General features: G+C 71.1%; 23 protein-coding genes and 1 tRNA gene. 6 read left to right on the forward strand and 18 right to left on the reverse strand.

What is annotated here, in order from left to right:
* Positions 1–12: 12 nt before the first annotated feature.
* The 8 genes from QK288_RS17145 to QK288_RS17180 form a co-directional block, all read right to left on the reverse strand.
* Positions 13–180, reverse strand: a complete 168-nt coding sequence (locus tag QK288_RS17145) for a hypothetical protein (RefSeq protein ID WP_281265479.1) — start codon at positions 178–180, stop codon at positions 13–15.
* Complete coding sequence (locus tag QK288_RS17150; RefSeq protein WP_281265480.1) at positions 180–773, reverse strand: hypothetical protein; 594 nt, start codon at positions 771–773, stop codon at positions 180–182. Before QK288_RS17150 ends, QK288_RS17145 begins: the two co-directional genes overlap by 1 nt.
* A 551-nt stretch (positions 774–1,324) precedes the next feature.
* Entirely contained in the window at positions 1,325–1,729 is a 405-nt protein-coding gene (locus QK288_RS17155) for a helix-turn-helix transcriptional regulator (RefSeq protein ID WP_281265481.1), read from the reverse strand.
* A gap of 431 nt (positions 1,730–2,160) precedes the next feature.
* Complete coding sequence (locus QK288_RS17160; protein ID WP_281265482.1) at positions 2,161–2,454, reverse strand: hypothetical protein; 294 nt, start codon at positions 2,452–2,454, stop codon at positions 2,161–2,163.
* Between the two features lie 31 nt (positions 2,455–2,485).
* Positions 2,486–2,698: a hypothetical protein gene (locus QK288_RS17165; protein ID WP_281265483.1), complete on the reverse strand. Its 213-nt coding sequence runs from the start codon at positions 2,696–2,698 to the stop codon at positions 2,486–2,488.
* A gap of 124 nt (positions 2,699–2,822) precedes the next feature.
* A tRNA-Arg gene (locus QK288_RS17170) sits at positions 2,823–2,895 on the reverse strand.
* Between the two features lie 94 nt (positions 2,896–2,989).
* Positions 2,990–3,775: a dienelactone hydrolase family protein gene (locus tag QK288_RS17175; protein WP_281265484.1), complete on the reverse strand. Its 786-nt coding sequence runs from the start codon at positions 3,773–3,775 to the stop codon at positions 2,990–2,992.
* An 11-nt stretch (positions 3,776–3,786) separates the two neighbouring features.
* Positions 3,787–5,205, reverse strand: a complete 1,419-nt coding sequence (locus tag QK288_RS17180; protein WP_281265485.1) for a glucose-6-phosphate dehydrogenase — start codon at positions 5,203–5,205, stop codon at positions 3,787–3,789.
* A gap of 79 nt (positions 5,206–5,284) precedes the next feature.
* Between QK288_RS17180 and QK288_RS17185 the strand changes: the two genes are divergently transcribed.
* From QK288_RS17185 to QK288_RS17195, 3 genes are all read left to right on the forward strand, one after another.
* Positions 5,285–6,442 (forward strand): Gfo/Idh/MocA family oxidoreductase, encoded by a 1,158-nt coding sequence (locus QK288_RS17185; RefSeq protein ID WP_281265486.1) that lies wholly within the window; start codon positions 5,285–5,287, stop codon positions 6,440–6,442.
* The gene (locus QK288_RS17190) at positions 6,439–7,365 is read left to right on the forward strand and encodes a sugar phosphate isomerase/epimerase (RefSeq protein ID WP_281265487.1); all 927 of its coding nucleotides are present in this window, start codon (positions 6,439–6,441) and stop codon (positions 7,363–7,365) included. The genes QK288_RS17185 and QK288_RS17190 overlap by 4 nt, the downstream gene beginning before the upstream one ends.
* A gap of 92 nt (positions 7,366–7,457) precedes the next feature.
* Positions 7,458–9,794, forward strand: coding sequence for a bifunctional UDP-sugar hydrolase/5'-nucleotidase (locus tag QK288_RS17195; RefSeq protein WP_281265488.1), 2,337 nt, complete (start codon positions 7,458–7,460; stop codon positions 9,792–9,794).
* A gap of 250 nt (positions 9,795–10,044) precedes the next feature.
* Here QK288_RS17195 and QK288_RS17200 read toward each other — a convergent pair whose 3' ends face one another.
* From QK288_RS17200 to efeU, 3 genes are read right to left on the reverse strand one after another with little or no spacing between them, the layout of a single operon-like run.
* On the reverse strand, positions 10,045–11,352 hold the full coding sequence (locus tag QK288_RS17200; protein ID WP_281265489.1) for a Dyp-type peroxidase: 1,308 nt from the start codon (positions 11,350–11,352) through the stop codon (positions 10,045–10,047).
* The gene (gene efeO / locus QK288_RS17205; protein ID WP_281265490.1) at positions 11,349–12,575 is read right to left on the reverse strand and encodes an iron uptake system protein EfeO; all 1,227 of its coding nucleotides are present in this window, start codon (positions 12,573–12,575) and stop codon (positions 11,349–11,351) included. Before efeO ends, QK288_RS17200 begins: the two co-directional genes overlap by 4 nt.
* Complete coding sequence (gene efeU, locus QK288_RS17210) at positions 12,562–14,163, reverse strand: iron uptake transporter permease EfeU (RefSeq protein ID WP_281265491.1); 1,602 nt, start codon at positions 14,161–14,163, stop codon at positions 12,562–12,564. The genes efeO and efeU overlap by 14 nt, the downstream gene beginning before the upstream one ends.
* 69 nt (positions 14,164–14,232) lie before the next feature.
* On the opposite strand from efeU, the gene QK288_RS17215 reads away from it, so the two are divergent.
* Positions 14,233–15,000 (forward strand): trimeric intracellular cation channel family protein, encoded by a 768-nt coding sequence (locus tag QK288_RS17215; RefSeq protein ID WP_281265492.1) that lies wholly within the window; start codon positions 14,233–14,235, stop codon positions 14,998–15,000.
* Between the two features lie 264 nt (positions 15,001–15,264).
* Positions 15,265–15,882: a TetR/AcrR family transcriptional regulator gene (locus QK288_RS17220; RefSeq protein ID WP_281265493.1), complete on the forward strand. Its 618-nt coding sequence runs from the start codon at positions 15,265–15,267 to the stop codon at positions 15,880–15,882.
* 63 nt (positions 15,883–15,945) lie between these two features.
* On the opposite strand, the gene QK288_RS17225 is transcribed toward QK288_RS17220, so the two are convergent.
* From QK288_RS17225 to QK288_RS17245, 5 genes are all read right to left on the reverse strand, one after another.
* Entirely contained in the window at positions 15,946–18,291 is a 2,346-nt protein-coding gene (locus QK288_RS17225; RefSeq protein ID WP_281265494.1) for a DUF3488 and transglutaminase-like domain-containing protein, read from the reverse strand.
* On the reverse strand, positions 18,288–19,610 hold the full coding sequence (locus tag QK288_RS17230; protein ID WP_281265495.1) for a DUF58 domain-containing protein: 1,323 nt from the start codon (positions 19,608–19,610) through the stop codon (positions 18,288–18,290). Before QK288_RS17230 ends, QK288_RS17225 begins: the two co-directional genes overlap by 4 nt.
* Positions 19,610–20,539, reverse strand: coding sequence for a MoxR family ATPase (locus QK288_RS17235; protein WP_281267621.1), 930 nt, complete (start codon positions 20,537–20,539; stop codon positions 19,610–19,612). The genes QK288_RS17230 and QK288_RS17235 overlap by 1 nt, the downstream gene beginning before the upstream one ends.
* Positions 20,540–20,767: 228 nt before the next feature.
* Positions 20,768–21,775, reverse strand: coding sequence for a sugar phosphate isomerase/epimerase (locus tag QK288_RS17240; protein ID WP_281265496.1), 1,008 nt, complete (start codon positions 21,773–21,775; stop codon positions 20,768–20,770).
* Positions 21,772–22,977 (reverse strand): Gfo/Idh/MocA family oxidoreductase, encoded by a 1,206-nt coding sequence (locus QK288_RS17245; RefSeq protein WP_281265497.1) that lies wholly within the window; start codon positions 22,975–22,977, stop codon positions 21,772–21,774. Before QK288_RS17245 ends, QK288_RS17240 begins: the two co-directional genes overlap by 4 nt.
* Before the next feature lie 141 nt (positions 22,978–23,118).
* On the opposite strand from QK288_RS17245, the gene QK288_RS17250 reads away from it, so the two are divergent.
* The gene (locus tag QK288_RS17250) at positions 23,119–24,120 is read left to right on the forward strand and encodes a LacI family DNA-binding transcriptional regulator (RefSeq protein ID WP_281265498.1); all 1,002 of its coding nucleotides are present in this window, start codon (positions 23,119–23,121) and stop codon (positions 24,118–24,120) included.
* A 106-nt stretch (positions 24,121–24,226) separates the two neighbouring features.
* On the opposite strand, the gene QK288_RS17255 is transcribed toward QK288_RS17250, so the two are convergent.
* Together QK288_RS17255 and QK288_RS17260 are read right to left on the reverse strand one after the other, a co-directional pair.
* Positions 24,227–25,207: a glycosyl hydrolase family 18 protein gene (locus QK288_RS17255; protein WP_281265499.1), complete on the reverse strand. Its 981-nt coding sequence runs from the start codon at positions 25,205–25,207 to the stop codon at positions 24,227–24,229.
* A 17-nt stretch (positions 25,208–25,224) separates the two neighbouring features.
* Complete coding sequence (locus QK288_RS17260; protein WP_281265500.1) at positions 25,225–25,674, reverse strand: MarR family transcriptional regulator; 450 nt, start codon at positions 25,672–25,674, stop codon at positions 25,225–25,227.
* Positions 25,675–25,790 lie beyond the last annotated feature (116 nt).

The raw sequence follows: 25,790 nt of genomic DNA on the forward strand, positions 1-25,790 counted from the left end.
CGTTTCGTCGTTCTACCGACCCTTCGCGGCGAGCCGGGCGCGGTTCGGGCAGGTGTCTGCGGCGTGCTTCGTACGGTGGCGCATGTTGCAGCCGGGGTGCTTCCAGACCGTGCCGGACCCGCCGACGCGACCGCCGAGGGAGAACGGGCCGGGAAGGGGGATGTGCCAGCGGAGACCCATCAGAAGTCCGTCGAGAAGGTCACGTCGGCGTGGTTGTTCCAGTCGACGGTGTAGGTCACCGTCAGGTTGGTCGGGTCGGCAACGCTGAACGCGATCGGGTATGTCAGCGTCTGGCCCGCGAGGATCGCGGTGCCAGGAGCGTCGTTGACGTTCCCTTCGTCGAATACCGTCGACGCAGCCTGTCCGCCGGACGTCGCTTGCGCGATGAACGCGGGCTCCGAAATTGCGTCTGAGCTCGCGTTGTTGATCGTGACCGTGCTCGTCACGCTCTGCGGGAAGTCAACGCCGGCAACATCGGTGCCCTGCGGTGTGTACGGCGTGGGCGCCGAGATCGAGACGGTGACGCCATCCTCGAACGTGGCGGTTGCTCCGAAGAAGAACGACGAGGGGGCCGCGCTGCCGGAGCTGTCCGCTTCGTCAGCCTGCGGGATTGCTCCGTCTGGGTCGCAGATGACGCACTCCTCGTCGGATGCTGCGGCGGCGGATGCACTCGGCGTCTTCGTCGGGGCGGCGGACGTTGACGTGGACGCACACCCTCCGAGAGTGAGAGTCAGTGCCAGTCCGGCGACGATGAGCGCGGCGTGCTTCTTCATGGTGAGCATCACTCTACGGCCGAGATGAGACGCTCGTCTTGCCCCTGTTCACGGGCGGCGCTCGAGCTGCTGTGGGTGCGCGCCGGTCAAATCTCGTGGTCATTTGCAGGGCGGCTCTTTGCCGGGCGTGGGTCGAGAGTATGGGACCCTTCGACCCACGCCCTAACGGCATATCAGGGAAGATTCGCCGTTCTTTCGCGGCCCTCAGGTTGGACCACGCGGTAGCAGTATGCGACACCGAGGGATGCTTGGGAAGGGGGCAGGAACGCATCAACTTCCGGGATGACACGCCCCTGCCCTCCGAACGCTCGCACCCTGGATCAGGGACAGGCGGCGCTCTCGTCGGTAACCAGCCGACTGGTACCGAGCATGCCACGGATGCCCGTGCCCAGCTAGCGGGTCCTGCGTGTTGCCCGTGGTGGTGCCGCCTGATCGTCGGCACCACCACGGCGCACCGCACTCTGGAGCGGCGCTGACCCAGGAGCACGCTCGAACCGGGCTTGCAGTGAGGGTAAGTCAGGTGGAGCGCCAGGGGAAGGGGGTCCTGGAACTCATCTTCGCCCGTGCCGCCTCTGTGCATCCAGCCGCCATTGAAGCGTCTCAGACGGTGTCTCCCCGTACCGCTCGCGGTAACGGACCGAGAAACGGCCAGCGTGCGGCATCCCAGACGCAGCGGCAACCTCCCGGATGTGCACGACCCCGGCGGTCTGCTGCAGGAGGAACTGCCGCGCCCACTGCAGCCGGAGTCGCTGGATCACCTCGAAGGGCCGCACACCCAACTCGGTCCGGAACCTGTCCTGCAGAACACGATCACCGCAACCCGCCGCGGCTGCTACGTCGTCAACGGTGATCGGTTCGCGGTAGTGCTCGGCGATGTACACCAGAGCACGTGCGACGCGCGGTCGCTGCGAACTGAGGTTGATCCCGACGTCGGCGAGCTCCCTGTCGACCGTCATGGGCTGACGATAGCGCGGGGCACCGATTTCGCCCTAGTGTTGATCGTGGCGGGCAAAGGCCCCGATCAGCCGACGCCCGCCTCGGGTGTGCTTCTGCATATCCGGGGGTCGCCGCCCCTCCCGTGAACGGGATTTCCGGCCGAGGCGACAGCGGCGACCCCGACCCAATGGGTCTCCCTTAAGCTTCAGGTCGGACGGCGTCGCGCCACACCCAAGCACAATCGGCGCCCTGCCCGAAACCCCACTCGACGAGCGCTGCGCGCTCGGTGTGCGCGAGGACGCGTGCCTCGACCTCGAGGATCCGATCCGGGAACTGCACCCACGCAAGCACAGGGTCGGGTACCGGCAAGTCGATCTCCGGGCCGCCGCGCGCGGCTTCGGGGAGCGTGAACGCTGAGCCGAGCGTCCATCGATCGCCGCGTCGGCGCCCATCAGTCTCGCCGTGGCGCGAAATTGCGGACGCTGACGGCGTCGCGTGGCACCCAAGCACGCTGCAATCGCCCCTGCCACGCGATTTCGACGAACACTGCCAGCTCGGATCGGGCGACCGCAAACGCCTTCACCCGTTCGAGTTCCCCGATCTGCTCGAACAGGAGCCGGGAGACCCACACAGGCTGTGGCGGGGTGACCGCCTCCGCGGCCCCGATCGTGTCGACGGGCATCGACGCGGCGGCGTAGATCGGGACGTCCTGATGCTCGGGCGGCGCCCACCTGTGCTCGGTCACGGCTTCATCGTCGGCCGGACCACCGACAGGGCTACTCCGCGTCCCCGATCGCTTCGAATGCCTCATCCCGGCTCGACCAGGAACTCAGGTATCCCGCGTGCCGGTGGTAGGCGAGGAACCGTCCGTCGCTCTCTGTGACGTGCCCGAGTTCGACGCCGTGCTCGTCGTCGTTGAGGAAGTACTTCCGCGACGTCCCGTTGTCGAGCACACCAACGCGCGCCCGGTGCCACATGAAGTCCTTCATGCCCGCAGCGCAGTAGCGCTCCCAGCGATGCAGAACGCCCCGAGCCGTGAGGCTTCGGGGCGTCTGCTGTTCGGTGTTTCGACTGCCGGGCTACACCTGGGGCTACACCTGGCCGGTACTTTTGTGCGCTCGAAGGGACTCGAACCCCCAACCTTCTGATCCGTAGTCAGATGCTCTATCCATTGAGCTACGAGCGCGTGGCTGCCGAAGCGGCCGTGGAAGACTCTACAACAGGTGCAGGCCGGAGCGCCAATCGAGCAGACCACAATCCGGTGTTCGGCGTGTCGCCGGTCAGAGCCCGCCGAGCTCCTCGCCGAACACCTCGGCGAGGAAGACCTCGAGGGCCTGCCACGACCGTCGATCGGCCAGCGCTTGGTACTGCGCCCCGTGGTCGGGCGCGTCCGTCCCGGGCACCGCAAACGCGTGCATCGCACCCGCGTACGTGACGACCTGCCAGTCGACACCTGGTGCCGCACGCATCTCGTCCTGCCACGCAGAGACCTTGGCGTCGGGGACCACCGGGTCGGCCGCACCGGTCAGCACCAGGAGCGGGGCGCGGATCGCTCCGGCGTCGGAGGGCTCGTGCGTCAGCAGGTTGCCGTGGAAGGACACGGCGCCGGCGAGGTCGGCGCCGGTGCGGGCGAGCTCGAGTGCGGCAGACCCGCCGAAGCAGTAGCCCATCACGACGATGCGGGAGTGGTCGACGTCGGGGTCCTCGCGGAGCCGGTCGAGTCCGGCCTGCACGCGGGCACGCATGAGCGGCAGGTCCTGGTAGTACGACGACGCCACCTGCCCGGCGGTGTCGTCACCCGGTCGGACGTCCGCGCCGTAGACGTCGGCACCGAACGCGACGTAGCCGAGGCGCGCGAGCATCGTCACGCGCGCCTCGACGTGTTCGTTGACGCCGTGCCAGTCGTGGACGACGAGGACCGCCGGGCGCGGGCCGGACACCGCGGCGTCCTTCGCCAGGACCCCGGCGAGCGCCGTGCCCTCGTGTTCGTAGTGCACGGGTTCGACGGTGATGTCGGATCCGGCTGGTTCGGGAACGGTCTGCAGGACGTCGTCGATCGTGGTCACGTCTCCGGACGCTACCCCTGGATGTTGTCCCAGCCCTCGGGTCCCTCGGAGCCTGCGGGGTAGTCGTCGAGCGGGACCTTGCCGGCCTGCCACGCGGTGAGGAACGGCTCGACGACCTTCCAGCCCTGCACGGCGCTGTCGCCGCGGACGGACAGGGCGGCATCGCCTTCGAGGACACCGGCGAGGACTTCCCCGTAGGCGCTCAGGCGTCCGGGGTTGAAGCTGACCTCGAGTGCGGTGTGGTCGATCGTGTAGGGGTCGCCCGGTCCGTTGACGTTGAGCTCGAGCTGCATCTGGTCGGGGGCGATCCAGATGCGGAGCCGGTCGGGGCGCTGCACGCCGGTGAGCCCGTCGGGCACGTGCGGGGAGTCCTTGAACGTGATGACGATCTCCCGACGTTGCGCTCCGAGCGCCTTGCCCGAGCGGAGCGTGAACGGGACGCCCGCCCAGCGCCAGTTCGCGATCTCGAGGGTGATCTGCGCGAGGGTTTCGGTGCCGATCTGCGGGTCCACCCCGTCCTCGTCGACGTAGGAGGGCAGGGACCGGTCCCCGATCTTCCCCGCGGTGTACCGCGCGCGTTTCCCGGCGGTGAGCGGGTCACCGCCCCACGGCCGGACGGCACGGAGCACGAGTTCCTTCTGGGTGCGCAGGTCGTCGGCGTCGATGGACGCCGGTGCTTCCATGGCCACCACGGCCATCACCTGGAGCAGGTGGCTCTGGATCATGTCGACCAGCGCGCCTGCCTTGTCGTAGTACCGAGCGCGTCCCTCGAGCCCGAGGGTCTCGTCGTAGACGATGTCGACCCGGTCGACGTGGACGCTCGACAGCAGCGGTTCGATGATGCGGTTCGCGAACCGCAGGCCGAGGAGGTTGAGGACCGTGGACCTGCCCAGGAAGTGGTCGACGCGGTGGATGCGTTCCTCGGGCAGGAACGAGTGCAGGACGTCGTTGAGGTGCTCGGCGCTGGCGGCGTCGGTGCCGAACGGCTTCTCGAGCGCGAGCCGGGTCCCCTTCGGCAGGTCGAGCCCCTTGAGCACCTCGCAGCTCTTCTCGGTGACGGCGGGCGGCAGCGCGAAGTACACGGCCGGGTCGTGCTGGCACGCCGCGAGCAGTGCCTTCAGGTCGTCGGGGTCCGTGACGTCGGCCTTGCGGTAGCTCGACGCGTCGACGACGGCCTGCAGCCGCTCGGGGAGCTTCGCCGTGCCCTCGGCGCCCTCGTCCTCGTCCTTCGAGGCCTGCGCGTTCTCGAAGGACTCATGCACGAGCTGCTTCCAGTCGGCGTCCGAGATGTCCTCCACGCCGGCACCGATCAGCTGGACGTCCCAGTCCGTCTTGACCTCGAGCAGGGTCGCGAGACCCGGCAGCAGCAGTCGTTTGGACAGATCGCCGCTCGCTCCGAGGATGAGCAGTGTGGTCTGGAGGCTCGCCATGCCTCAGAACGTACCCACCGGTTCCGGCGCACGGTCGGCTCGCTCCAATACGGTGGAGGGAACGGCGCGAAGGAGCACCATGACGAACGAGGACACCGGACGACGACTGCGAGTGGTCGTCGTCGGCACCGGGATGATCGCGGCGGTGCACGTCCGTGCCGCCAGGGCGGCCGGAGCGGACGTGCTCGGAGTCCTCGGCAGGAACGCGGAGCGCTCCGCGCAGGTGGCCGCGCAGCTGGACCTGCCGAAGGGGTACGGCTCCCTCGACGAGGTCATCGCGGACCGGCCGGACGTCGTCCACGTGTGCACCCCGAACGACCAGCACCACCCCCAGGCGCTCGCGGTGATCCGGGCCGGCATCAACGTGGTGTGCGAGAAGCCGCTCGCGGTGTCGAGCGAGCAGGCGGCGGAACTCGAACGCGCAGCAGCCGAGGCCGGCGTCGTGGCGACGATCCCGTTCGTCTACCGCTTCCACCCGATGGTGCGCGAGATCAGGGCGAAGATCGCCGACGGGGACCTCGGCCGCGTGCTCGCCGTCCACGGCCACTACCTGCAGGACTGGATGCTCGACGAGGACTCCTCGTCGTGGCGGGTCGACGCGGGCGCCGGTGGACTGTCGCGGGCGTTCGCGGACATCGGCTCGCACTGGTGCGACCTGGTCGAGTTCGTCACCGGCGAGCGCTTCGGGTCGGTGAACGCCGTGACCGACATCGTCTACCCGACCCGACCGGCCGCGTCGGGTCCGTCCTTCTCGGGTTCCCCGGACCCGGATCCCCTCGCCGACGCGTCGACGCGCGCCGAGGTCACCACCGAGGACACCGCCGTCGCGACGTTCCGGACCGGCTCCGGTCGCATCGGCAACGTGGTGATCTCGCAGGTCGCAGCTGGACGCAAGAACCGGCTGTGGTTCGAGGTCGACGGGACCCGCGGCAGCGCGGCATTCGACCAGGAGCAGCCGGAGTCGGCGTGGTTCGGCAACGAGACAGGGGCGCAGATCCTGGTCAGGGACCCGGCCCAGGGATCGCCGGACCAGCGACGCCTGGCGATCGTCCCGTCCGGGCACCCGCAGGGCTACCTCGACGCTTTCTCGGCCTTCGTCGCGGACACGTACACCGCGGTGCGCACCGGCGAGGCCCCCGACGGCCTGCCCACGTTCGCCGACGGGGCACGGTCCGCCCGCATCATCGACGCGGTCGTCGCCAGCGCCGGCGACGACGCGTGGAAGGAGATCGCATGAAGCTCGGGATGCTCACCGCGTGCCTGCCCGGTTGGTCCCTCGACCGCATCGCGGAGTTCGCCGCGGAGCAGGGCTACGAGCGGCTGGAGGTCGGCGTCTGGCCGGGCACGGGCGGCCGGGACTTCGAGGCGGCGCACCTGCCGGTCGCGACCTTCACGGAGTCCGACGCAGCGCAGACCCGGGAGCTGCTCGACCGCACCGGGCTGGAGATCAGCGCGTTCGCCTACTACGAGAACAACCTCCACCAGGACCCCGCCCGTCGCGCCGAGGTCCACGAGCACCTCAGGCACGCGATCGACGCGGCACAGGTGCTCGGCGTGCCGTACGTCGGCACGTTCATCGGCCGCGACAACGGCAAGTCCGTGCGGGACAACATGGTCGAAGGCAACCGGGTGCTCCCGGAACTCGTCGACTACGCCGGAGAACGCGGGGTGCGGCTCATCATCGAGAACTGCGTCATGGAGGGCTGGCACCCCGACGGCTCCCCTGGGAACATCGCGTACTCCCCCGAGCTCTGGGGGTGGGTCACCGACCTCGGCTTCGGCCTGAACTGGGACCCGTCGCACCTGACCTGGATCGGCATCGACCCGGTCGAGACGATCCTGCCGTTCGCCGAACACATCGTGCACGCGCAGGCGAAGGACGTCGAGCTCTTCCCCGCGAAGCGGAACGAGTACGGCTTCTTCGGCAAGGTCGACAAGGGGGACGACCCCTGGGACATGGGCTGGTGGCGCTTCCGGGTACCGGGCCGTGGTGTCGTGGACTGGCCGCACGTCGTGGACCGGCTCTACGAGGCGGGGTTCGACGGCACCCTGAGCGTCGAGCACGAGGACCCGCTGTGGGGCGGCACCGACGACCGGGTGCTGGAGGGCCTCCGGATCGCGCACCGCACGCTCCGTCCCCTGATCGCCGAGGAGCACTGACCACACCACAGGTGTTGCCTGTGTGAACTTCATGTGACGAGTTGCGCCGAGGACTGGCGCGCCCGCTGTACGTCCTCATAGGTTCATCGCCGATGAACACTTCCCACCTTCCCGGAACCCCGAGCACTCGGCGGAGGCGGGGCGTCGTCACCGGCGCTGCCCTCGCGACCGCCGGTGTCCTCGTCGCCCTCTCCGTCCCGTCATCAGCGGTCGCCGCCGACGAGGTCGCGTCGTCGATCGACATCTACGACGTCAACGACTTCCACGGTCGCATCGAGTCCGGCAGCGGCACCGCCGGCGCCGCGGTCCTCGCCGGCGCCGTCGAGCAGCTGCGCACCGCGAACCCGGCGTCGGCCTTCGTCAGCGCCGGCGACAACGTCGGAGCCTCGACCTTCACCTCGTTCGTGCAGGACGACCAGCCCACCATCGACGCCCTCAACGCGATCGGCCTGAGCGTCAGCGCGATCGGCAACCACGAGCTGGACAAGGGGCAGGACGACCTGCGCGACCGCATCATCGGCCCCGACGACGCCCGGAACGCGAAGTACGACCACGTCTCGGCGAACCTGGTGAAGAAGTCGGACGGCACGCCCGCGTTCGACCCGTACGAGATCGAGGAGATCGGCGGCGTCCGCGTCGGGTTCATCGGGGCGACCACGGAGCTGATCCCCGAGCTCGTCTCCCCCGCCGGCATCGAGGGTCTCGAGATGGCCGACATCGTGGACTCGGTGAACAAGTACGCCGACCAGCTCACCGACGGCGACGAGTCGAACGACGAGGCCGATGCCCTCGTCCTGCTCGTGCACGAGGGCGCGGCCGACGCGAGCCTCGCGAGCGCGACGGGTGACAACGACTTCGGCCACATCGCGAAGGACGTCACCGCGAAGGTGTCCGTCATCTTCTCGGGTCACACGCACCAGCTCTACAACCACGCGATCGTCCCGACCGACGGCACCACCGCGCGTCCGGTGCTCCAGACCGGCTCCTACGGCGGGTACCTCGGGCACGCGAAGCTCACGATCGACCCCACGACCAAGAAGGTGACGGCAGCCACCGCGGAGAACATCTCCCTGACGACGGGCGCCTACCCCGCGGACCCGGAGATCACGAAGCTCGTCAGCGACGCGAAGGCCGTCGCCGACGTCAAGGGCAGGGTAGTCCTCGGCACGATCGACCAGGACATGCTCCGCGCCAAGCAGACCGACGGCTCGGAGAACCGCGGTGGCGAGTCCACGCTCGGCAACTTCATCGCCGAGGTCCAGCGCAAGCAGACCGAGCGCAACGGCTCCCAGATCGCGTTCATGAACCCGGGCGGCCTCCGCACCGACATGACGTACAAGGCCTCGGGGAACGGCGAGCAGGACGGTGAGGTCACCTACCAGGAGGCCGCCGGCGTCCAGCCGTTCGCGAACACCCTGGTCGTCCTCGACCTGACCGGCGACCAGATCCGTCGCGCGCTCGAACAGCAGTGGCAGCCCACCGGGTCCAGCCGTCCGTTCCTGAAGCTCGGCACGTCGAAGGGCTTCTCGTACACCTACGACCCGACGGCAGCGGTCGGTTCGAAGATCACCGACATGCAGCTCGACGGCACACCGATCGACGCCGGCACGACGTACAAGGTGACGGTGAACTCGTTCCTCGCATCGGGTGGCGACAACTTCGGCGCGTTCAACGAGGCATCGGCGAAGGCCGACAGCGGCACCGTCGACCTGCAGGCTCAGGTGGACTACTTCACGGCCACCCCCGACGTCGTCGTGAACGACGACCAGGGTGCCGTGGGCGTCACGGTCACCCCGACCCCCGACGGCGGCTTCCAGGCCGGCGACGAGGTCACGGTCGGTCTGACGTCCCTGACGTTCAGCAACGCGGCGGACCAGGGCGGCACCGTCTCGGTGAGCGCCGGCGATCAGGAGCTCGCGAGCGCCGACATCGACACGACGATCGTCGACACCACGGACGAACAGGGTCGCGCGACGCTGACCTTCCCCGTCCCCGGCGCCGCCGCAGCCACCCCGGCAGCGGCACGAGCTCCTGGTGCCGTCACGCTGGCAGCAGCGGTCACCCCCGCCGCGACGACCGAGGAGCCACTCGTCGTGACGCTGCCGAACGGCCAGCAGATCACCCTCGCCGCGACGGTCCCGGTCCCGGTCGCCACCGACCCGACCGACCCGACGGACCCGGGCACCCCTGGAGCCGGCGGCGGCACGGGTGACGGCGTCGGCAACGGCACGGGTGGCACGGGTACCGGCACGGACGTGGCCGGCAACCCGACCGCATCGGGCAGCGGAACAGGAGCCCTCGCCTACACGGGTGCCGAGCTGGCGGCCCCGGCCGTCATCGCGGGCCTGCTGCTCCTGGCGGGCCTCACGACGATGGTGATCGCCCGCCGGAAGCGCGCACAGGCGCGGGCGAGCGCGCAGGCGGACTGACACCGAGCCTCCAGGCAGTGCCGAACGGGTCGTCTCATCCAGGTGAGACGACCCGTTCGGCCTGTCCGTGAACGCGGATCACTGTGCATCCGCAGAACGGCGCGGTACTCTCTGCCTTGTCGCACAGCGACGCGCCGCGCTGGGTCGCCTCTCATCCCGGACGGTGGTTCCGCCCGGCGAGACCCCGTGGCGCGGGTGTCCTCCGTCTCCAGGGAAACGACGGAGGACACCCACTCACCACACGGTGTCGCTAGCGGAACAGCTGCTCGCCGATGTACGAGCCCTTCTTCGGGGCCGGTGGGATCGCGAACACGGCGGAACCGATGTGGGCGATGTACTCGTTGAGCCGGTCGACCGCGCCGAGTCGGCGCTGGATCCGGGTGAAGTGCTCCGGGTCGTTCACGTACGCCGCGAACAGCAGGCCGGCGTCGAGCTGGCCGTACTGGTTCAGCCCGTCCGTGTAGTTGTACGGGCGTCGGAGGATCTTCACGCCGTCGTTGTTCTCGTGCGCCGCGAGCGCCACGTGCGATGTCTCGTCGATCTTGTGGTCGCCCGATGCCGTGCGCGCGTGGAAGTCCGGCGTCGTGTGCTCCGTGCCGCCGGACAGGGGCGCGCCCTCGATCTTGGTGCGGCCGAACACCCGCTGCTGATCGCTGACGACGTCCGCGTCCCAGATCTCGATGTTCATCTGGATCTTCCGGACGACCTGGTAGGTGCCACCGGCCATCCACCCGTCGGCCTCGCCGCCGCCGTCTGGGTCGACCCAGACGAACCGGTCGTACTCCTCGTCGGTGGTGACGTTCCTGGTGCCGTCCTTGAACCCCATCAGGTTCCGCGGCGTGGTCTGCGACGGCCCAGCGGACGCCCGACCGAAGCCGAGGACGGTCCAGCGCACCGTCGCGGTGCCGCGGGCCATCCTGGCAAGGTCGCGGATCGCGTGGTACGCCACCTGGGGATCGTCCGCGCAGGCCTGCAGCGACAGGTCCCCGCCGCTCAGGCCATCCTGCAGCCGGTCGCTCGGCAGCGTCGGGATCTGCCGGAGCGCGTCCGGGCGTCGTGACGCGAGCCCGAAGCGCTCGTCGAAGATCCCCGGCCCGAGCCCGACGGTGACCGTCAGGGACGCCGGGCCGAGGTCGAGCGCCTCACCCGTGTCCGCACCGACGCCGTCGCCGTGGGCGGGTTCGACGGAGCCGACGGTCTTGCCCGCCTGCAGCTGCGCGATCGACGCGGACCACCGGGCGAGGAGCACCTGCAGGTCCGTCGCGACCGACGACGACATGTCGAACGTCATGAAGACGCAGTAGCGCTGGGGTGTGGTGCGGATCCCGCCCTGCGGCTGCCGGGCGGCCGTCGCGTAGAAGGGGTGGCTCAGGGACAGGTCGATGGACTCGTCGCCGTTGGTCGCGGCGGCGAACGGGTTGACGCCGGTGGCGATGGTGGCGCCGGCGATCCCGGCTGCCGCGCCGACGCCGGCTCCGGCAGCGGCCAGTCCGGCACCGGCGGCCACGCCGGCGCCGAACAGCCCGCGGCGGGAGAGCGGGGCAGGACCGTCCGTCACGCCGTGGCGACCTTCTCGGCCAGCCGCGACAGCGGGTCCTGCAGTGCCTGGACGCGCTGCGAGACCTCGTTGGCGTGCGCGGACTTGGCGGCGTCGTCCCAGCCGTCGAACCCGCCGAGGTCGTCGGCGTTGCGGAAGCCGTCCATCATGCTGTTCGTCTTGTCGAACTGCGCGGCGATCTGCTTCGTCAGCGTCGGGTCGAGCTTGGTCAGGCCCGGCTTCAGGTACGCGAAGGCCTGACGGGCACCCTCGACGTTCGCAGCGAGGTCGACGAGGTCGATGTGGCTGTACGCCTCTTCCTCGCCGGTGATCTTGTTCGACTGGACCTCCTCGAGGAGCCCGGCCGCACCGTTCGCCAGGTCCTCAGGCTTGTAGTCGAGCGTCGGGACGAGCTTCGCGAGCAGCGTCACGTTGGTGGTCAGGTCGGCCGCGTACTGCTTCGTCCCGTCGCTGATGGCACCCGTCTCGAAGAGGTCGCGCTCGACCGCGTGGAAGCCGCTCCAGCCGACGGCGGGGTCGAGGTTCGACGCCCGCATGTCGATCAGGTAGTCCAGGTTGCCGGCGTTGTCGGTCGCCTTGAAGCCCTTCTTCACGAAACCGTCGACGTCGCTCTCGACGTGCTCGTAGTACGGGCGGGCGTCGGCGTAGTCCTTCTTCGCGGCCTCGAGGTTCCCCGCGTCGATGTCCGTCTGCAGCTGCTCGACGGCGGTGACCATGTCGCTCACCTGGGCGTCGACGTACTTCGAGTACCCCGTCGCACCGGACTTCAGGAGCGTCGCGGCGCTGCTGTTCGCGGTCGAGGCGACCTTGCCGGTGACCGTGAAGTCGGTGAGTTCCTTGTCCGCTCCCGGGCAGTACACCTGGTACTTCCCGCCGCCGAGCGTCGCGGTGAACCGCACGGCGTCGAGCCCTGGTGCGAGGTTCTCCTTCTCGCCGAAGATCCGCTGGTCCTGCAGGAGCTCGACCTCGGTGATGGCGGTCGACGACTCGTTCTTCACGGTGAACGTCACGGGCCCGGCCGGGACCTTCGTGGTCGACACGGCGCACTTGTCCGAGCCGTCGTTCGTCAGCGTGATGGAGACGCGGGAGACCTTCCCGGAGTCCGTGGAGTCGTCCGTCGCGGACGACGACGTGGCCGCGCACCCGGTGAGGGCGAGCGCGGTGACGACACCGAGGGCGCCGAGGGTGGTGAGGGGTCGGACGGTGTGCTTACCGAACGGCATAGTCGGGACTCCTTGCAGGGTCCCCGGCGGGCGGGCCGCGTGCGGGGACGGTTTCGGGGGTGTGGTCTGCGAGCGCCGTCTGACGACGGCGGTCACGGAGTGCGAGGGCGAACTGCGCGGCAGCTGCGATGCCGAGGGCGATCGGCAGCCATGCCTTCCAGAGCGCCAGCTCAGCGGCCCGCGTCTCGGCGGCCGCCACGGTCGTGGCGGTCCGCTGGACGCGGGAGTCGGGGACCGCGAACACGCTGCGGTCGATCGTCGTGGTGCGAGCGGACGGGAGGCCCCCACCGCTCAGGGTGAGCACGGAACGTTCCGAGCTGGTCGCGTCCAGGACGCCGCCCGCGACGGTCCAGAGCGTGGTCGTCTCGGAGACGGCCCACTCCGCCCGGAACGGGCCGGGGTTCGTCGACGGCGAGATGCCGACGGGCACGCGGCCGAAGAGCCCGACGAGGTCGTCCAGCGTGAGGGTCGTCGGTTCGTCGTCGCTGGTCGGGGTCCCACCGCCCGTGGTGGTCGATCGCCAGCGGTCGGCGGTCAGACCCGCTCGGATGACCGTGCGGTGGGTCGACGCCGGGAAGTCCACGCGGGACTGGCTGCCGTTGCCCCTGGTCCGCAGCACCGCCGATGCACCGTGCACCTCTGCGGACACCGAGGTCTGGTCGCCGGTCGTCGCGACGGTCGACGGGACGTGCACGCCACCGGACGGCACGGCGATCGCGAGTGCGATCGCAGCGACGGTCAGGGTGCTGGCGATGCCGGTGCGGACCACGGGGACCCGTGCCGCCGCCGGCCGCCAGGCACGTGGCCAGAGCGAGATCGCGAGGACCGGGACCACGTAGAGGACCCATCCGAGGACCTCGATCACGCGGGGGTCCGGCGGGATCCCGAGGACGCCGGTGACGAGGGCGCCCTGCACGGAGCCGTTCGGCGCGAGCCAGCTGAGGTCGACGGTGCGCTGCTGCCCGATGACGATCCAGCCGGCCTCGTGCGCGCGTCGGAGCACCGTGAGGACGAGCCCGCCGGCGACGAACACCAGGAAGACGCCGGTGCCGGTGAAGAACTTCGACAGGTTCAGCCGGACGCCGCCGGTGTAGATGCCGTAGCCGACGAGGACCGCGGCCGCGATGCCGATCACGGCGCCGAGTGCGGCGAGCCCGGTGTCCGACGACGCCTGGAAGGTCGCGAGGAGGAACACCGCCGTCTCGAAGCCCTCCTTGAGGACGGCGAGGAAGGCCATGCCGGCGAGCGCCCACGCGGTCCCACGGCCCATCGCCTGCGTCGCGCTCGCCTCGAGCTCCGTCGTCAGGGTCCGCGCGTGGGTGCGCATCCAGACGATCATCCCGGTGACGAAGATGACCGCGACGATGCCGATGACCGCTTCCATGCCCTCCTGCTGGGCTTGCGGGAGCGCCTGCTCGACGATCTGCAGGCCGAACCCGACGGCCACGCTGAGCAGCACGGCGACCCCGACCCCGAGCCACATCGGCGCGAGCGGGACACGGTTGCGGCGCAGGAAGGCAGCGATGATGCCGACGATGAGCGTCGCTTCGAGGCCTTCACGGAGACCGATGACGAGGGTGGCGAGCATGGCGAAGGCAAGGTTAGCCTTACCTCACCCTTCCCGGCTACCTGTTCGGCGTGGGGTTTGATGGTTCTCATGAACCTGCTCTCCGCCGACGGCCTCGCCGCCGTGACGAACGTGCTCGACCTCGCCGGGGTCTTCGCGTCCGCGCTCCTCGGCGGAGCGGTCGCCCGGACGATGGGGCTCGACCTGTTCGGGTTCCTGGTCGTCGGGTTCGTCTCGGGGCTCGGTGGCGGCATGCTGCGCGACGTGCTGCTGCAGAACGGGCCACCGGTCGCGCTCACCGACCCGCTGTACGTGCCGATCGCCGTCGCCGGTGCGCTCGTCGCCTTCTTCGTGTCGTTCTCCGAGCGTGGGTGGGACCGACTGTTCACGTTCCTCGACGCGGCCGTGATCGGGTTCTGGGCGGTGGTCGGCGTGCAACGGACCTTCGACGCCGGACTCGAGTGGCCGGCGGCGATCATCATGGGCACGATCACGGCGGTCGGCGGCGGTGTCGGCCGGGACCTGCTGCTCCGGCGCGTGCCCGCGGTGTTCGGCGGGAACGCCCTCTACGCCTCCGTGGCGGTCGCCGCCTCGGCGGTGATGGTCGTCGCCTCGGCACTCGGCTCCCCGACCATCGGGATCGTCGCCGCCGTGGTGCTCTCCCTCGTGCTCCGGTGGGGCGCCGTGCGGTGGGGCTGGGGGCTGCCGAACGGCCGCGACTGGCAGCCGCAGTCGACGCTGGCGTCCCTGCTGCGTCGGGGCAAGGGGATCCGTCCGGATGCGATCCGTCTGCTCCGTCGGCCGGGACGCCGCCGGGGCCCTGGGAGCGTGCACACCGAGGACGACGACGCGGACTGAGCGGGTTCCGCGTCCGGCCCCACGGGCGTAGCATCGATCCCGCCGGGTATCGGACTCGGCACACGCACCCCGGTCGGACGGCCGGGCACGTGCAGCGCACGGATGGGGACCGACGCGACCCGAACGCGCCGGAACCACCCGTGGTCGCGCGTGATCGGATGCACGGCGCGGCAGGTCCCCCGGCCCCCGCGCGATCAGCAGAATGGACGGGTACGACCTCCACGTCTGCCCGGTGCCACCGGGCTCCGTCTGAACCAGGAACAGATGAGCGACGCTGCTTCTCCCGACGACCGCCAGACCTCGTCCAGGACCCCGAGAGCCGAGGTGCGCGAGCGCCTGCTCACCGCGGGTGCCGAGGTCTTCGCCGAACAGGGCGTGCACGAAGCGCGGCTCGACGACGTCGCCGCCCGCGCCGGGTTCAGCAAGGGTGCGGTCTACTCGAACTTCTCCTCGAAGGAGGACCTCGTCGCGCAGGTCATGCAGCGCGCGACGAACCTGGTGCTCGGCTCGCTCGACGAGCTCGTGCGCGAGGACATCGCCGCCGCCGACATCGGTGACATCGTCCGGGCAGCGTTCGGCCGCCACGACCAGAGCGCGCAGTTCGCCCTGCTGTCCGAGTTCCGCGGCTTCGCGATCCGCCGCCCGGAGCTCATGCCCGAGTTCGTACGCCAGCGCCGGGTGCTCCAGGACGGCGTGCACCGACTCGTGCTGCTGTGGTTCGGCGCGCACCCGGAGATCGACCCGGGGATGCCGCTCGACGTCTTCTCGACCGCGCTCATCGGCGCGAACGTCGGCATCGTGTTCGACTCCCCCGCGCTCGACGGCGTGAACCCCGGCGAGGTCGTCGCCACCCTCGTCGAGGCCGTCATCCGCCCCCGCTGACCCGAGTCTCGCTCAGCGCCGAGTCTCGACCCGCCGAAGACCCCACGGGCCGAGCGCACGGCGCTACGCGGGACGCCGGCGGCGCGGGCCGTCGTGCGACCAGGCGGACGACGGCGTCAGGCTCGGCGGCAGCAGGCGCGACCGGAGCCGCTGCGGGAGCCGGACGGACGCGTCCAGCGCGACCCGTGCCTCCCGGACGGTCGCGACGAGCGCTGCCCCGTCGACCGAACCCGCCGGCGCGTAGCGCTCCTGGTCGACCGCGTCGACCGCCGCCTCCAGGAACGGCAGCACCGACGTCGGCACCGACGACCGGAGTCGCCCGAGCACGGCGCGCGCGGTCCGTGCGACCGCTGCGGCGTCACCGGGCGGTGCGAGGCCGGGCGCGTACCCGTGGTCGGCGACGTCGTCGAGGAGCTCACGCCAAGCCGAGACCGCTGGCGACCGGCCGTCGGCCACCGCGGCGAGCCGGGATCGACGGCGGACCGCCCGCACGGTCGCCGGTGCGACCAGCACCGCCAACGCGATCAGGATGCCGACCGCGAGCCCCCACGGCCCGTCGCCCGAGCCGCCGGTCGACCCCGCGGCCCCGGGAGCGGCCGACGCGCTCGGCGTCGGGCTCGCGGACGTGGACGGCTCGTTCGACGCGTTCGGCTCCGGCAGCGGCGTGGCGGGGTCGGCCGCGCTCGGTGTCGTCGTCGGCTCCGTTGACGACGTCGCCGCCGAGTCGGAGTCCGGCGTCGGCTCGAACGCGACCCAGCCGGCGCCCTTGATGTACAGCTCCGGCCACGAGTGCAGCTGCCGGTTCGAGACCGTGTACTCGCCGTCCTCTTGCGTCCCGCCCGCCCGGTACCCGACCGCGATCCGCGACGGGATGCCGAGCGTGCGGGCCATCACGGCCATCGCGGAGGAGAAGTGCACGCAGTACCCCTCCCGCACCTGCAGGAACTTCGCGACGACGTCCATGCTGTCGCCGTCGTAGCCCTGCTCGACGGGTGCGGTCTCGGAGTAGGTGAAGAGGTCGCTGCGGAACCACTCCTCGAGGGTCCTGGCCTTCTCGTAGTCCGTCTCGGCACTGCCGGCGACACGGGCGGCCGTGGTCGAGATGCTCTTGGGCAGGTCCTTCGGCAGGGCGAGGTCGGTGCGCAGCTGCGCCGTGGACGGCGTCGGGTAGCCACGCCCGTCGAACCGGTCGAGCCGTCCGGCGGCGTCGATGGCGTCGAGGTAGGCGTTCGCGAAGGTCGAGGCGCCGTAGACCTCGTACGTCGCCCCGCGTCGGGTCGCCGGGCCCGTGGAGCGCACGGTGTTCGAGTCGCCCATCCACCGCCACTGGTCGAGTTCGAGGTTCGTGGACTGCGACTGGATGGAGACCGCCCCGGACGGCACGGGAAGGTAGTTGCTCGACAGGCCGGTGATGCGGACGGTGACGTCGCCGCGGCTCGCCAACCGCGGGTTGATCCCGACGGCCCACTGCTGCTGGTCGGCGGTCTGGGCGTCGCTGACGTCGGTGACGGTCGGGACCCAGTCCCCCGTCCCGAACTCGTCGAGGTCGGCGAGCTTGAGGTACTCCGGCTGCCCGTCGGACGAGCGGTACCGGAACACCTCGAGCTCGCTCGGCCGACGGAGGTCCTGCCCGAGGTTGAGCAGCGTGCCCGGTCGACCCGGTTGGATCGGCGCCTGGATCGCCCCGGTGACACCGGACAGCCAGCTGGCGTTGAGCGGGATGATCGTCGGCAGCCCCACCGCGACGACGAGCGCGACGGCGCCGATCAGCATCGCCGGGAACGCCCGCTGCACCGGCCGGACCGAGAGCCACAGCAGCGCGAGGAACGCGAGTCCGGTGACGACGACGAGCCCGGTGCTCGCGGGGGTCCCGGTGACCACGCCCGGCACGATGAGGATCACGAGTGCCGGAGCCGCGGCGAGCGCCGCTGCGGGTGCGACCGTCGCGAGGAACAGCGACGCCGCCGCGACCCAGGCGATCGCGACCGTGACGACGAGCCGGATCGGGTCGGTCTGCGGGAGCGGTGCCGGGTTGAGCCGGATCGCCGCGATCGTCTGCCCGAGGGCTCCGTTCCCGTCGATCCACCCGAGCGGTTGGATGTCGTTGACGAGTGCTGCGGCGCACGAACACGCGATGAGCGTCGCGACCAGGGCGACGAAGCGGACGCCGGGCGACCGACGGCGGACGGCCAGCACGACGCCGACGAGGACCACGACGATGGCGAGGGCGGACGTCCACCAGGCGATGCCCTGCACGAGCGGGCGGAAGGCCAGCGCGGCGAGCAGGACTGGGACGGGCGCGAGGGCGATCACCCACGGCGACGGTGCGGCGCGGTCGTCCTCGCGGTCGAGGATCTCGCGGACGTCGGCCCGGCCCCTGCTGGCGGGGCGGGTGTCCTGCGCGGTCACCGCAGTGCTCCTGCCCCGGCGACCGGCACGACGAGCGTCCGCCACCCGCCGCGGTCGAGGATCCCGCGCACGACCGGGTCTGGCGGCACGATCGTGGCCAGGATCCCGCGACTGGAACCGCTGGTCGACGACACGAGCTCGGCGGCCTGCTCGGCGGTGCAGTGTCCGGTGACGACGGCGGTCATGCCGTGCACGTCGCGACCACGGACGTCGGGCAGCACGTCCGTCACCCGACGGGCGTCGCCGCGGACACGGACGTCCGCCAACCCGACGAGCACGTCGGTCAGCCCGCCGGCGTCTCCGGTGTGCCGGGTGTCACCGCCGAGGTCGTCGGTGACGAGCACCACGCGCGAGGTCCGTGCGGCGAGGGCCCGCGCGACGCTCGCAGCGACGACGACCGCGTGCTCGAACGCGGCGTCGCCACCGAGGTCGGAGAGCTCCGCCAGGTCGTCCCGCCCGAGCTGCTGGTACGACTCGCGGCGGACGTCCAGGGCGATGACCGCTTCCGGCGGCTGCGCCTGGGTGGTCTGGCGGACGTGGAGTTCACCACGACGGGCACTCTGCGCCCAGTGCACGCGGCGGATCGGGTCGCCTGGACGGTACGGGCGGAGTTCGCTGTCGTCCGCTGAACCACCCTGACCGACACGTCCTTCGTCGGCGGACACCGCGCCCGCGAGCGCACCCGTGTCCATCGCGGAGAGGGCCGTCGAGGCCGGGACCACCACCACTTCCTCCGGGGCGACCACGGGACGGTCGATGCGCAGCAGGCCGAACGGGTCCTCGACACGGATGGTCACCGGCCCGACGACCGTCCGGCCTCGGTGCATCGCGAGCGCCTCGACGTCGAACACCGCGGGCGGCACCGACGGACCGATCTCGACGAGGGCCTCGGCGTCGGACACGCTCGCGAAGGCGTCCTCGATCTGTTCGCGCACGAGCAGGGTGGAGCGCGGCCCGATCGGCATCGTCGTCCCGCGCAGGGTGATCCGCTCGCGGTACACCTCGCCGACCTGCACCATCGCGCGTGGGGCCGCCCGGGATCCCCGCAGCGGCGCCGCGACGACGAAGGCCATCGCGATCCCGAGGACGACGAGCACCAGGAGCAGGAGCCCGGCGGACACGGCGACGCTCGTGGTCGCGACGAGTCCGCCGCCGATCAGGCCGATCCCGACCGCGATGACCGACCAGCCGCGGGCGGTCGGCCGGGGGAACGGCGTCCGACGAGCCATCGCCGCCGCACGCTTCGCCCACCGGTCCAGGACCGACCGCGCGGCCCCCGCACGGCGGAGCAGCGTCGAGGTGCCGGGCGGCTGGGTCATCAGGACCGGACTGGCGCTGCGGTGAACGGCACCGCGGTCTCCGAGACGACGCGCACGACGATCTCGCGCGCGGTGTCCTCGGCCGTGCCGCCGAGCCCGCGGGCGACCGGGACGAGCCGGTGCGCGAGGACGATCGGTGCGAGCTCCGCGACGTCGTCCGGGGTGACGAACGAGCGGCCCTGCAGTGCGGCGTGGGCGCGTGCGGCCTGCGCGAGGTGCAGGGTGGCGCGTGGGCTGGCGCCGAGCACCAGGTCGGGGTGGGTCCGGGTGGCACGGACGATGGCGATGACGTAGGCCTCGACGTCGGGAGCGACGTGCACCTGGCGCACCGACGCGACCATCGCGCGGAGCGTGCCGACGTCGACGATCGGACGGAGCGCCGTCAGCGGGTCGCGGCCGCCGCGGTTGGTGAGCATCCGACGCTCGGCCTCGACGCTGGGGTACCCCATCGCGATGCGCGCCATGAACCGGTCGCGCTGCGCCTCTGGAAGCGGGTACGTCCCCTCCATGTCCACGGGGTTCTGCGTCGCGACGATCATGAACGGCGACTCCAGCACGCGGGTGACGCCGTCGACCGTGACCTGGGACTCGGCCATCGCCTCGAGCAGGGCGGACTGGGTCTTCGGGCTGGTGCGGTTGATCTCGTCGCCGATGACGACGTTCGCGAACACGGGGCCGGGCGAGAACCGGAAGGTGCCGGAGGACTGGTCGAAGATGTTCACGCCGGTGACGTCCGACGGCAGCATGTCCGAGGTGAACTGGATGCGGTTCACCGACCCGCCCACCGATGCGCCGAGCGCCTTCGCGAGCACGGTCTTGCCGACCCCTGGGACGTCCTCCACCAGCAGGTGTCCCTCTGCGAGCATGACCGTCAGCGCCGTGCGGATCGCGTCGGTCTTGCCGTCGACCACCGTGGCGACGGCGGACATGATCGCCGCACCCGCGTCACGGACCTGGTCGACGGGGATGGCGAGGTCGGGGGCGTCCGGCACGCAGGTCTCCTCAGGGGGTGGGGACAGTGGTCCGCGCATGCTACATCGGCCCGGTGACAGCGACCGGGGGATGTGTCACCGACCGCATCCGGGGACACACTGGAGGCCCGACCAGCGTCCGCCGATCGGCGGACGTCGGTCGGGCCTTTCGGTCCGGTGCCCCGCTCAGCCGACGCGCGCCGCCAGCGTTTCGTCCGCCGCGCGCAGCACGCGCGCCGCCACGGCGACGCCCTCTTCGCGCCCGAGCTCGGTGTCCTCGTGCTCGATGTTCACCCACATCTCGGGGTCCACCTCGTGGAGCGCCTCGAGGAACGCGGACCAGTACGCCTCGTCGTGGCCCTTGCCGAGCGCGACGAAGTCCCAGGCGGAGGGCTTCGGCCACTCGTTCGCCCACTCGTCGCCACCGAGGTTCGTCCGGGGCTCGTCCGGGGACAGTCGGCGGAACGAGTTGTCGAGGACGCCGTTGATCGCCGCGTGCGGGTTGATCCTGACGTCCTTCGCCGCGGCGTGGAAGACGAGCGGGCCGAGGTCGCGGACGACCGCCACCGGGTCCATCTGCTGCCAGAACAGGTGCGACGCATCGAGCTCGACTCCGACGTTCGTCAGCCCGCCACGCTCGACGAGCTCGCGGATCGTCGCCGGGTTGAAGACGACGTTCTGCGGGTGCAACTCGAGCGCGACCTTGACGCCGTGCTCACGGGCGATGGCGTCGATCTCCTGCCAGAACGGGACGGCGACGCTCCACTGGTACTCGAGGACGTCGAGTGCGGCGGAGTTCCAGGCGTTCACGATCCAGTTCGGGCGGACGCCACCGGGCTCCCCCGCCGGCAGGCCCGACATCGTGACGACGCGGTCCTGGCCGAGCCGGGCGGCGAGCCGGATGCTGCGCCGGATGTCCTCGGCGTGGGCGTCCCCGATCGTGCGGTCGGGGTGCAACGGGTTCCCGTTGCAGTTGAGGCCGGCGATGGACACCCCGGTGCCGTCGAACCGGGCGAGGAAGTCGTCCCGTGCCTGGTCGTCGTCCAGGATGGCGTCGATGTCCGGCACGTGCACCGGGGGCAGGAACCCGCCGGTGTTCAGTTCGATGCCGGTGAGACCGTTCTCCGCGATGGCGCGCAGGGCGTCCGCGAGGGGGCGGTCGTGGAAGATCGCGTTGTACAGACCGAGCTTCATGCGTGCTGCTCCTGCTTCGTCGTCACTGCGGCCCCGTCCGCCTGCGCGGACCGGACCACCGCGTCGAGGACCTCCATGTTGTGCACGCCGTCGTCGAACGTGGCGTTGCGCGGGAGCGGATCGGCGACGCCGGCGACCTCGTCGAGGAACGCGCGCGCCTGGTACTCGAACATCTGGTTCTGGCCCCAGCCGACGCCGGGTGCGTCCATCGCCATACCGCCGGCCACGTACGGGTGGTCCGGCCCGAGGACGACCTGGCGGTACCCACCGAGCCGGGAGCCGTCGGACTGCAGGGCGAGGCCGATCTCCGACGGCCGCTCCTGGTCCCAGCGCGCGGCGCCGTTCTCGCAGAAGACCTCGATCATCAGACCGTTCGGGTGGGCCGTCGCGACGCGGGACACCTCGAGCGAGCCGACCGCGGCACCGTCGCCGAAGCGAGCACTGAAGGTGGCGTAGTCGTCGTTCTCGACGGCCTGCGTCTCGCCGGTCAGTTCGGCTGCCGCACCCCGGAGGGCGTGTCCGGCGGCGACGGGTCGCTCGGTGATCGTCGTGGTGAAGAGCCCGCCGGTGACGCTCCGGACTTCTCCGGCGAGGAACTCCGCGATGTACGTCAGGTGCGAGCCGACGTCGGCGAGCGCGCCCGATCCGGGAGCGCCGGCGTAGCGCCACGAGAACGGGACGTCCGGCGAGGACCCGTAGTCGGTCCAGTAGCGGCCGGAGAGGTGCAGCACCTTCCCGAGGGTGCCGTCCTCGATCAGCTCGCGGATCGCCGCGACACCCGGTGCGCGTCGGTAGGTGAAGCCGACGCGGGCGATCGTGCCCTCTGCCTCGGCGGCGCGGGCGGCGTCGGCCATCGCGCGGGCGTCCTCGAGCGAGCCGGCCAACGGCTTCTCGCACAGCACGTGCTTGCCGGCGGCGAGGAGTCCCTCGACGATCTCGCGGTGCAGGCGGTTCGCGACGACGACGCTCACCACGTCGATGTCGTCGGCGGCCGCGATCGCCCGCCAGTCGGTGTCGTGCCGCTCGAACCCGAAGCGCTGCGCGGCCTCGGCGGCGAGGGGCTCGTACACGTCCCCGATCGAGACGAGCCGCACGGGCGGCAGGGTCGGGGCGAACAGGGACGGGGCATTCCGCCACGCGGCCATGTGGGCCTTGCCCGCCATGCCCGCGCCGATGACGGCGACGCCGATGCTCTCGCGCATGTGCTCTCCTTCGAGCTGGTTCTTCCGGTCCTGGCCCGTCGGGGACCGGACCGTCGGTTCTGGAACGTTCGGTTCTGGAACGTTCCAGAAGGGGTCGGTAGACTGTAGCCCCACCTCCCCATGTCCTGTCAAGGAGCGACCGTGTCGAACCGCCGTCCGCCGACGATCATCGACGTCGCAGCGCTCGCGGGGGTCTCGAAGTCGCTGGTCTCGATGGTGATGCGCGACGACCCCGGCGTCTCCGACAGCCGTCGCGCGGCCGTCCTCGCCGCCGCGGCGTCGCTCGGGTACCGGCCGAACCGTGCCGCCGCGATCCTCGCCGGCACCAGGACCCGCACGATCGGCGTCGTCGTCGACGACTTCCGGAACCCCTGGTACGTGCCGATGCTCGACGGCATCCGGTCGACGCTCGCACCGCACGGGTTGCGTCTGACGCTCGCCGACGCGGTGGCGAACGCGCACCTCGACAGCTCCCCGTTCGACGACCTCGTGTCGCTCCGGGTCGACGGCGTCATCCTCGGCGCCGAGAGCTCGGTCGACCTCCTCGTCCCCGACGACACCCCCGTGGTCATCGCCGGCGAGCGCGCGTCCGCCCCACCCGGGCTCGACGTGGTGGCGTCGGACGAGGCCGCCGGCGCACGCATCGCCGTCGACCACCTCGTCGGGCTCGGGCACCGGCACATCGCGCACCTGACCGGCGCCGGTGGTTCGGCAGCAGCGCGGCGCGTGTCGACCGTCGCCCGGATGACGTCCTCCGGCGTCGAGCCCCTGGTCCTCGGGGACGGGCCGACGTCCGAGCAGACCGGGTTCGACGCCGCGCGGGCAGCACTGGCCCAGAACCCGCGCCTGACCGCGCTGTTCGCGGCGAACGACGTGATGGCGATGGGAGCGATCGCCGCTGCTCGACAGGCTGGGCTGCGCGTGCCGGAGGACCTGTCGGTCATCGGTCACGACGAGACCCCGCTCGCAGCGTCGCCCCTGCTGCAGCTCACGACGGTCGACCCGCACAACGACGAGGTCGGACGGCTCGCGGCCGCCCGGCTGATCACACTCATCGGGGACTCGTCGCGCCCCGCACCGACTCGTGACCTCGTGACACCCACCCTGGTCGTCCGCAGCACCACCGCTCCCCCGCGGATCTAGCGCCCCGGCGATCGAGTGCGCAGAAACGGGGATCCTCGCCCGCCGGACATCCCCGTTTCCGCGCACTCGATCACGCCGACACCCACCGGCGCCGGCCCCCGCCCGGTCAGCGCGGCAAGGACATCGAGTTCAGGGACCACATCGCGACACCGTGCAGCCCGAGCTCCCGCGCGAGCGCCGTCCGCACGCGGTACGACCGGGCGTCCGACCAGTGCAGCTCGCGCCCGTCGTCGAGCTCCGCCGACCACTCCCCGTCACGGTCCGACCAAACTGCAGCGTGCCCCGCGAGACGCCGTGCAGCTCCCGGTCCCAGCGGCGCGTCACCCGCACCGGGACCCCACGCGTACCCGTACGACGCGATCCCGAGGTCGATCCGGTCCGCGCGGAGCCCCTGCGCCTCGGCAGCGTGCACCACCCGGGTCGCCCAGGGCAGCGCCCCCACCGCGCCGGGCCCGCTCCACGGACCGTGCTGGTCGTAGGTCATGAGCACGAACCGGTCCACGTGCTCCGAGAGTCCGCGCAAGTCGTAGCCGGTCGCCCGGAACCCGGCCGCCGACGTCGATGCCATCACCGCCATCGAGACCCGTGCGTCGTCGCCGAGCTCATCGCGCACGGCGTCCCGGACCGCGGCGGCGAACGCGACGAGCCCCGCTCGGTCCCGGGCCCGCAGCGACTCGAGGTCGATCTGCACGCCCCGCATCCCGGCGTCGTCGGCGGCGCGGGCGACCTGGCGGGCGACACGACCGCGGTTCTCCGCGGAGGACAGCAGCGCCGTGCCGGACTGCGGCGAGAAGTCACCGATCGTCGACGAGTAGTTGCTCACGAGGAGCTCGGCCGAACCACCCGCGGCCGACGCCAGTCCGGCCAGTCCTGCTGGTGCCTCGTTCAGGCGGGAGCCGTCGTCCGCGACCGTGACACCGTCGATCCCGATCGTCGTCGCGAGCGGGACGGCATCGGTGACACGGTCCACCGCGGTCCCGCCGGGTTCGACGTACGCCTCGACCTCGAGCCCCGAACCGGACGCGCACCCGGCGAGCACCAGCCCCGACACGAGGACGGCCACCACGACACCCGCACGACGAACCACCTGGTCACGGTAGCGGGTCAGACGCGCTCGTACTCCAGGCGCTCGACCGCGGTCGCGAGCTCGTCGAGTTCCGGCACGCCGTGCGCCTCGGCCAGCGCTGCCTCGAGCGCGGCGGCGTGGATCGGTGCCGCACGATCGAAGAGCGCGGAGCCGGCATGGGTCAGCTCCGTGTAGAGCCCTCGACGGTCGTCCGCACAGAGCACCCGGGTCAGCAGCGCACGTTCCTCGAGCCGGTTCACGAGCCGCGTCGTCGCACTCGGGCTGAGCGCCGCGGCACGCGCGAGCTGCTGCATCCGCATGTGGAAGCCGTCCTGTCGCCGGAGTGCATCGAGCACCGTGAACTCCACGACGGACAGGTCGACCTCGCGCAGTGCCTGCTCGAGGTGCGACTCGATCAGGCTGTGCAGCGCGCCGAGGGTGCGCCAACCGTGTGCGCGGACCGCGATCGCCGTGTCGTCGATGCTCATGAGGACCTCCCAAGTCATTGCACGCGCAGATAGTTGCTTGCGCACACACCTAGCGTGTGCAACTATTTATCCCGCGCTTGCAACTACCAGCGTACGCGGCATGCCCGCGGCGGACA

Origin of the sequence: Curtobacterium sp. 9128 (assembly GCF_900086645.1) — a bacterium.
Taxonomy (GTDB): domain Bacteria; phylum Actinomycetota; class Actinomycetes; order Actinomycetales; family Microbacteriaceae; genus Curtobacterium.

Coding starts and splice junctions, on each gene's coding strand:
- QK288_RS17215 (WP_281265492.1), top strand. CDS start 14,233: ATGAACCTGCTCTCCGCCGACGGCCTCGCCGCCGTGACGAACGTGCTC.
- efeO (WP_281265490.1), bottom strand. CDS start 12,575: ATGCCGTTCGGTAAGCACACCGTCCGACCCCTCACCACCCTCGGCGCC.
- QK288_RS17260 (WP_281265500.1), bottom strand. CDS start 25,674: ATGAGCATCGACGACACGGCGATCGCGGTCCGCGCACACGGTTGGCGC.
- efeU (WP_281265491.1), bottom strand. CDS start 14,163: ATGCTCGCCACCCTCGTCATCGGTCTCCGTGAAGGCCTCGAAGCGACG.
- QK288_RS17235 (WP_281267621.1), bottom strand. CDS start 20,539: ATGTCCGCCGTCGCCACGGTGGTCGACGGCAAGACCGACGCGATCCGC.
- QK288_RS17240 (WP_281265496.1), bottom strand. CDS start 21,775: ATGAAGCTCGGTCTGTACAACGCGATCTTCCACGACCGCCCCCTCGCG.
- QK288_RS17195 (WP_281265488.1), top strand. CDS start 7,458: ATGAACACTTCCCACCTTCCCGGAACCCCGAGCACTCGGCGGAGGCGG.
- QK288_RS17150 (WP_281265480.1), bottom strand. CDS start 773: ATGAAGAAGCACGCCGCGCTCATCGTCGCCGGACTGGCACTGACTCTC.
- QK288_RS17190 (WP_281265487.1), top strand. CDS start 6,439: ATGAAGCTCGGGATGCTCACCGCGTGCCTGCCCGGTTGGTCCCTCGAC.
- QK288_RS17145 (WP_281265479.1), bottom strand. CDS start 180: ATGGGTCTCCGCTGGCACATCCCCCTTCCCGGCCCGTTCTCCCTCGGC.
- QK288_RS17185 (WP_281265486.1), top strand. CDS start 5,285: ATGACGAACGAGGACACCGGACGACGACTGCGAGTGGTCGTCGTCGGC.
- QK288_RS17230 (WP_281265495.1), bottom strand. CDS start 19,610: ATGACCCAGCCGCCCGGCACCTCGACGCTGCTCCGCCGTGCGGGGGCC.
- QK288_RS17180 (WP_281265485.1), bottom strand. CDS start 5,205: ATGGCGAGCCTCCAGACCACACTGCTCATCCTCGGAGCGAGCGGCGAT.
- QK288_RS17155 (WP_281265481.1), bottom strand. CDS start 1,729: ATGACGGTCGACAGGGAGCTCGCCGACGTCGGGATCAACCTCAGTTCG.
- QK288_RS17165 (WP_281265483.1), bottom strand. CDS start 2,698: ATGAAGGACTTCATGTGGCACCGGGCGCGCGTTGGTGTGCTCGACAAC.
- QK288_RS17245 (WP_281265497.1), bottom strand. CDS start 22,977: ATGCGCGAGAGCATCGGCGTCGCCGTCATCGGCGCGGGCATGGCGGGC.
- QK288_RS17220 (WP_281265493.1), top strand. CDS start 15,265: ATGAGCGACGCTGCTTCTCCCGACGACCGCCAGACCTCGTCCAGGACC.